The organism is Symplocastrum torsivum, assembly GCF_059505465.1.
In genome coordinates, this window is the sequence record NZ_JCACKQ010000073.1 from 25,905 (window position 1) to 32,225 (window position 6,321).

9 protein-coding genes are annotated in these 6,321 nt (G+C 42.3%); all 9 read right to left on the reverse strand.

Translation table 11 applies throughout. The features are described 5' to 3' along the window. Positions 1-46: 46 nt before the first annotated feature. Positions 47-967, reverse strand: a complete 921-nt coding sequence (locus tag AC5JL3_RS21090) for an alpha/beta fold hydrolase (RefSeq protein ID WP_496076338.1) — start codon at positions 965-967, stop codon at positions 47-49. Then, positions 948-1,148: a GMC oxidoreductase gene (locus tag AC5JL3_RS21095; RefSeq protein WP_496076339.1), complete on the reverse strand. Its 201-nt coding sequence runs from the start codon at positions 1,146-1,148 to the stop codon at positions 948-950. The genes AC5JL3_RS21090 and AC5JL3_RS21095 overlap by 20 nt, the downstream gene beginning before the upstream one ends. A 4-nt stretch (positions 1,149-1,152) precedes the next feature. Further along, complete coding sequence (locus AC5JL3_RS21100; RefSeq protein ID WP_496076340.1) at positions 1,153-1,410, reverse strand: NAD(P)-binding protein; 258 nt, start codon at positions 1,408-1,410, stop codon at positions 1,153-1,155. Positions 1,411-1,670: 260 nt separating this feature from the next. Beyond that, positions 1,671-1,802 (reverse strand): hypothetical protein, encoded by a 132-nt coding sequence (locus tag AC5JL3_RS21105; RefSeq protein WP_496076341.1) that lies wholly within the window; start codon positions 1,800-1,802, stop codon positions 1,671-1,673. Between the two features lie 180 nt (positions 1,803-1,982). Beyond that, complete coding sequence (locus AC5JL3_RS21110; protein ID WP_496076342.1) at positions 1,983-2,243, reverse strand: beta/gamma crystallin family protein; 261 nt, start codon at positions 2,241-2,243, stop codon at positions 1,983-1,985. 725 nt (positions 2,244-2,968) lie between these two features. Beyond that, entirely contained in the window at positions 2,969-3,235 is a 267-nt protein-coding gene (locus AC5JL3_RS21115; protein WP_496076343.1) for a hypothetical protein, read from the reverse strand. 218 nt (positions 3,236-3,453) lie between these two features. After that, positions 3,454-4,542 carry a serine hydrolase domain-containing protein gene (locus AC5JL3_RS21120; protein ID WP_496076344.1) on the reverse strand — a complete coding sequence of 363 codons (1,089 nt, stop codon included), beginning with the start codon at positions 4,540-4,542 and terminating at the stop codon, positions 3,454-3,456. 129 nt (positions 4,543-4,671) lie between these two features. After that, positions 4,672-5,505, reverse strand: coding sequence for a CPBP family intramembrane glutamic endopeptidase (locus tag AC5JL3_RS21125; protein ID WP_496076345.1), 834 nt, complete (start codon positions 5,503-5,505; stop codon positions 4,672-4,674). A 236-nt stretch (positions 5,506-5,741) separates the two neighbouring features. Continuing rightward, entirely contained in the window at positions 5,742-6,281 is a 540-nt protein-coding gene (locus tag AC5JL3_RS21130; RefSeq protein ID WP_496076346.1) for a CPBP family intramembrane glutamic endopeptidase, read from the reverse strand. Between the last annotated feature and the right edge of the window lie 40 nt (positions 6,282-6,321).

Sequence of the window (6,321 nt, forward strand, 5' to 3'; positions counted from 1 at the left end):
CTACAACTCTTGTGGAACGGGCATCCTGCCCGTCTCTATATTCAATTTAGATGCGTAGCAGCTTAACTTGACCTTGCAGTAAAATTCCGACCAGCTCTGTTTTTTTCGATCGCGATAGAAACTGCAAAACTCGTCGGTTGAACTTTTCTGGATTCTCGATGAACATGAAATGTCCCCCACCTTCAGCCTCCTCAAAGATTTCCAACTCAGAGTCAGGAATGCTTTGATTAATCCAGGCTTGTGATGTCCACGGAACTATACTTTTTCTGCCACCAATAATCAGAGTTGGCTGACGAATCCTGACAATTCGATCGCGCCAGTCTGTATGAAGATGGTTGTACAGCAGCGTCGCAGCGATCGCTCGCGGCAAGCGTTGGTTGCACTCGACAATCCACTCAAACTGTTCTTTTGACATCGCTGGCGTGACCATTGAAGCCAGAAGGTTTCGGGTAAATTCCTCAGCTTCACTATTCTCTAAAGCGTATACTGCTGCATTGAGTTGTTCAGCAGTAAAAATTGCCCCGGATTCTGCTATTTCTTGAACGTTCCAATGCGATAGCGAAGCGCTGCTGCAAGCAGAGCGCAATATTCCCAGTGGCGATTGATCAACCAACACTAACCGCTCAATTTCATCTGATCCGAATAGATCGAGATAGCTCCAGATGATGGCACATCCCATCGAGTGCCCTAGCAGGTGTGGCTTTTCGAGTTGCAGAGTGCCGATCAATTCCTGAACATCCTTAGACAAGCGAGAAATTCGATAACCGAACGATACTTTCTCAGACTCACCATGTCCCCGCAAATCAACAGCGATCACCTGATGGTGTTCGGCAAAAGCGGGAATTTGATATTTGAATTGTTCCGCCGACTGCGACCAACCGTGAAGCATCACGAGCGGTTTGCCCTTACCTGCACTGATGTAACTCAAGGCAGCACCATCAGACGTCTTAAATGTCTTTCTTTGCATATTTTCCTTTCTGATGACTTCCACCCGCAGAGACAAGATTTTGCGAAGATTGATGAGCGATCGATAATGTGGAATGTGCAGCTTTAATTAAATCGGTGGCTTTCTCAGCGATCGCAATTGTCGGCGCGTTAGTATTTCCCGTGGTCAGAGTTGGCATAATTGAGGCATCGACGACCCGCAACCCCTCAACCCCATGTACCCGCAGTTCGGGGACAATAGATTTTGCGATTATTTAAGTACGGTTCTGGTTCGGAAAAATATCCCCAATCCACCTCAGAACCTAATAGTTTTAGGCATTCCGCCGGGATTTGAATCTCCGGTTTAGTATCCGGGTTGCCAGCTTCGAGTAATAACACTGTTGTTTTACTGTCTTCTGTCAAACGGTTGGCGACAACGCAGCCTGCCGAACCTGCACCGATAATAATGTAGTCATAGTTCGTCATGGAATTCTCCTTGTTTGCTGTCTGTCGTGGATTAATCCGACCTTAATGACTAGCGAGAATACCTCAAGTTTCCATTTTGATTGTCTATTCCCCGAATCAAAATTGATGTTGACTTGGTTGAGCCATTAACTAGACGACATCTTGCTGATAAAGTCGCTCCGGTATGATCAATATTCTTACAAGAAACTTGATAACTGCTAGCGGCTCTTGGATTACGATAATACGTCTGAGTTTTGTAAGGTAAGACATGAGTATTCTCCTTAAATCACTTCCCGGTTAACCTTAGCTTGGTGCAGCGTTCCCTTGTGTATATATTCCACCCCAACGGTGCGGGTTCCCTCAAACAACAACCGAGTCACCAAGGCTCCTGTAGTTGTTGTCAAATGCAGCATCTTCTGTATCTGCTTGGGCTAAACGGAAAGTTAGATAAAACGAAAATACCCAAAATAATGCCGATGATTCCGCTCACAAGCATCCATCCTCAATTGGCGCTTCTAGCCTGCTTACAAATCAAAATCCCCCACTGCCACCACTGGCAATGGGGGTCAACGGATGTGATGCTTTCTGGCTTGTTATCCTACAACCTTGACTGACGAAATGCTATCGTTATCGATACCACCAGGACTTACTGCAAGATTACGATATTCTCCCGGGGGAAGTGTCTGACTACGACCGTTGAAGTTAGTATCCCCAAAAACTTGCCATGTACCAGAGATTACTTTAACTGAGGTAATTTTGTCGTTCCAAAAATTTCCGACATTAGGCAGGTCTCCGGTAAAAGTACCTGAACTTCCTCCAAAATTGGAATCGGCATAGACAATCATTTCAGCCATTGTTTTTCTCCTAAATTAGTCTGTGTTATTTAGAGAAAGTCCGAAAAAGATGAACCCTGAACGTTTTAAACAAAAAACTTTTCAAATTTAGTTTCTTGGGAGAAATGCTCTAGTTATTATGAGAGCTGTTTTTTTCGTTTGTTAAAATCGTTGTCTTTTCCTTCTCCACTCTCTAACGACGACTCCAGTAGTCAATTTCTAAATTTTTCGAGCGAGTTAGAGGCTTTTGTCTTGACCTCGTAGGTTTCGATTGAAGATTCAGATTCGGTTTCTTTCGTTGTCACCTTAACCTTAACGAAGTTTCTCAATATCATCTCCACCTTTAGGAATACTTTAGTAGAACTTATACAATTCACACGCAATTCAAACACTTACTAAAACACTCCTCAGAGGTATACTCTAAATCGAATTTCTACACTACAGCTAAATTGGGGATAAGAATAGTTCAGCTAATTTTTTTCTCTTCATAATGAGCATCCTTTGATCTCAAGGTTTCGTTTAAATTTAGATTCAACTGACTGCAACAAAATTTAGACCATTCGTTAATCATAAAGCAATCTACCAAGGCAAATTGGATCACTCCCTTGCTTAAGCTAAATTCGCAGAAGTAGCCCAACCCTCCGCAGGGCAACTCAAAGCACTCAAGGTTGAGACAATCACCCCAACCTATGATTTTGAGCAAGTCAGTGAACAATACCAGCAGATCCTCTCGGAGTTTTCAACGATCAACTGTTAATCCACCTTGGATCGTTGGCTTCAGTCTCACTTAGCTCCTCTAGAGACGTGTCGAACAAGTGCAGCACTCCAGCCACATCACGTTGAGCGATATCGATGAGCGCTTTGGAGGCATCGACCGACGGGCTAGATATCGTTTTAGGCTTTTTGATGAGTTGGCAGTCTGGCTTAAATTCTTCATAAAATAATTTCTTTTGGATTGTGAAATTAACGTGAGATTGAATAGATAATTTTGCTTTTCTAATACTCCAATCCATTGGAACGCGCCAGAACTATCAAACATGCAATTCCATTTACTACGCCCAAAACCGCACACACACTCAGCCAAAGCATCAGATCCAGCATAGATCGAAACAGCACTACATATCCAAAGAATCGATGCCACACCAATGCCAATAGCCAAGGCAATACGAGTAGGAAAAACCCTGGCAAGAATGTGCAGCCAATCCCTAACCAGACACGCCACAATGGAGTTCTACGAATCGCCTGTTTCCATTGCGGTAAGTAAAGCAAACTGCGGATTCCCAGCATTACACCTATAAACATCAGCAGTGAGATCGCGATACCCCACAAGGTTATTGAGAACCCACCTGCGGCAGGCTGCCCATCCTTTAGTAATTGAATCAGTCCAGTTTTGATTTGCGGAAATGCCATAGGAACTACCGATGGTTTTAGGTGGAGTGTGCATCAGCGCTACACTACTTTCAGAAAGCAATTTTGTCTCTTTAAATTGTCCACTGTTGGTTTGGAAGATTAGATAATTTGCCATGTCCTCTGCGGTGGAAACAATCCCGCTACTGCCGCTCAGATAACCAGACATTTCTGGATATGCGAAGGGAAGTCCAAATCCCATCAGATGTCCTTGTGCCATGTTGGTAGCACCTTGGAATGCGTCAGCACTTGTAGTTGCATTGAGCGTTCGCGACATCTGAAGAGGTGTAAAAATATGCGTTTGTAAGTAGGCTGAGAATGACTGTTGACTCACCACTTCAACAACTTGGGCCAACACTTCGTAATTAGGATTGAAATAGTGGAACTGAGCGCCGGGTAACGCAACGGGACTTGCTCGACTGAGGCTAGTAATGCGATCTCGAATTGTTGTTGCTTGGGAAACCTGCAACTCAGGAAAGCCTACGTCAGATAAACCACTCACTTGATTGAGGAGATGACGAATGGTTATTTTGGCAGCGATCGCTGGATCAGTCAGGGTGAATTTTGGTAAATAAGTTTGCACGGGTGAATCTAGATTAATTTGTCCCGCTTCAACTAGCTGCATCACTGCAATTGCGGTAAACGATTTGCTCAACGAAGCAATCAAGAATTGGGTCTGTGCTGTAACAGGGCGATCGTTGTTTGCTGTACTGTATCCCTTAACGTGCAGCACTTGGTTATTGTGAGTAATGGCGACTGCCAAACCAGGAATGTGATGAGTCTTCATTTGAGTTGTGATGAAGCGATCGATCCTATCATCCAAGTCCAGTTTGTTTGCACTGCCATTGATGTTGAATGTGATGACAATCAATACACTCAGGAATATCAAAATGAGGCGGAAAAGTTTGTTCATTGGGTTAGATTTTGTTGATTTCATAAAGCATAATTCGCCATAAAATGAACATGATTAAGACCGCATTTTCTGCTTCTAAAATTAGTTAGAATTTCAGAGATAACTTAATCTTTAGTTTACTCATTGTTGTTACTGTACTTCATCTATTTGAGAACCGCTATATCTATACAGAGCTAATGTCTTTGAACCCCACAGAAAGATTACAATAACAGCGGTGATTGCAATTATTGAATAGTGAACATCAGGATAGTCAACTAGCGGATTGTGGTTTTTGTCTTTTGGAAATAGAATCCTACCGCTATTAGCTATGGTGTGAAATAAAATGCACGCAAATACACTTTTTTCAGTGTTGTTATAAAGCCAAACAATAAGTATCCGCATACCAACAGTACCGAGAGTTGCCCATAGTATCCAGATAAAATCGTGACCCTGTTGAATGATTGATGGGTAATGCAATATTGCCCACACCAAGCCTATAGTGATGGCGGTTGTTAGTGTAGACCATCGTTCTTGCAGAGCATCAACGGCATATCCCGACCAGCCAACTTCTTCACCTGTAGCAAGGATGAAAAAGGCAACAGACATTACTGCGTTCTTTAGAAACGGAATTTCCACTCCTATAGGAAGTGGCAGTCTAAATAAGTGCATTACTCCATATATCAATAAATATATTATTGGTATCAAGAAAATAACAGGCAAATACCAGATTTTTTGCCTGATTCTTGAAAAATCGAAAACTCTTTTTAACAGACTCTTTATACCAATAGTCCCCTCTTCTTTATAAACAAGGATGCAGGCAGCTATTAACGGTATAAAGGCGGCTATAAAGTCAGTAACAGGAACATCCAGAGGAAGTCCTTTAACTTTGACCATTGTTCCAATTACCCATAATGGAATAGCAAAAGCAAAAACCAGTAGAAAGAACTTTAGCGGTGATTTATTTGATAATGTGCTGGTATACATAGTTGTGATTCCTTAAATTTTGCTTATACTGATTAGTTAGAAAATGATTTTAAATGTAACTATCTCATCATTTCCGCAGAAAAAATCAACAGTTCGGTGTAGGTAAATTGGCTAGAAAAAAGAACATATGCAATTATAAATGCATAATAAATTCGCCATTTTCGATGTTAAATCGCGCTATTCGTCCTGTTTTTGAGTTCATAATATTTCCTGACACCTTGCCAAAAGTGACTTGCTCATGTTTTCTTCGCAGTTAACTGCTTCCAATTCCCCTTCCACAGCAGCAGTCCGCCTAATACTGTCAACGTCAGCATCTGCCAGACTTCAACTAGAGAACCATAGCCGATCGAAACCTCGATCGCATCCCGAATTTCATCAAATGCAGCGTGATAAACAGTTACAACGGCAAGGCTCTGCGTAACTGTCCAAATATAGGCATAAATCATCGCGTGCATCATGCTAGGAATTAGACTTACTGCAAGCATAATGGCGATGGAAGTGCCCATATTATTAGTAAGTTTTTCAGCCATGCCCATTCCAACAATCACAGGCAAATGCCATGCCCACCAAATAAATGCATGAAGAAGTAGTGCTGTTCTTAATCTGTATCGTTTTACCAAGTGCGGTAGCATATAGCCGCGCCAACCAAATTCTTCACCAAAGGCTGGAATCAAGGTTGCGATAAAACGAATTAGAAAATTTCCGAGAATCTCTGGAACGATAACTCCTCTAGGGATACTTCGCATTCCTAAGACTAATTCGGGCTTGCTGCACAAAGCCGAAACCCTTAGCCATCAATAGTTTAAGCGGGATTGA

Bases quoted from the DNA above. Each gene is read 5' to 3' on its own strand.
- AC5JL3_RS21090 (WP_496076338.1), bottom strand. From the start codon at position 967: ATGCAAAGAAAGACATTTAAGACGTCTGATGGTGCTGCCTTGAGTTAC.
- AC5JL3_RS21100 (WP_496076340.1), bottom strand. From the start codon at position 1,410: ATGACGAACTATGACTACATTATTATCGGTGCAGGTTCGGCAGGCTGC.
- AC5JL3_RS21105 (WP_496076341.1), bottom strand. From the start codon at position 1,802: ATGCTGCATTTGACAACAACTACAGGAGCCTTGGTGACTCGGTTGTTG.
- AC5JL3_RS21110 (WP_496076342.1), bottom strand. From the start codon at position 2,243: ATGGCTGAAATGATTGTCTATGCCGATTCCAATTTTGGAGGAAGTTCA.
- AC5JL3_RS21115 (WP_496076343.1), bottom strand. From the start codon at position 3,235: ATGGATTGGAGTATTAGAAAAGCAAAATTATCTATTCAATCTCACGTT.
- AC5JL3_RS21120 (WP_496076344.1), bottom strand. From the start codon at position 4,542: ATGAACAAACTTTTCCGCCTCATTTTGATATTCCTGAGTGTATTGATT.
- AC5JL3_RS21125 (WP_496076345.1), bottom strand. From the start codon at position 5,505: ATGTATACCAGCACATTATCAAATAAATCACCGCTAAAGTTCTTTCTA.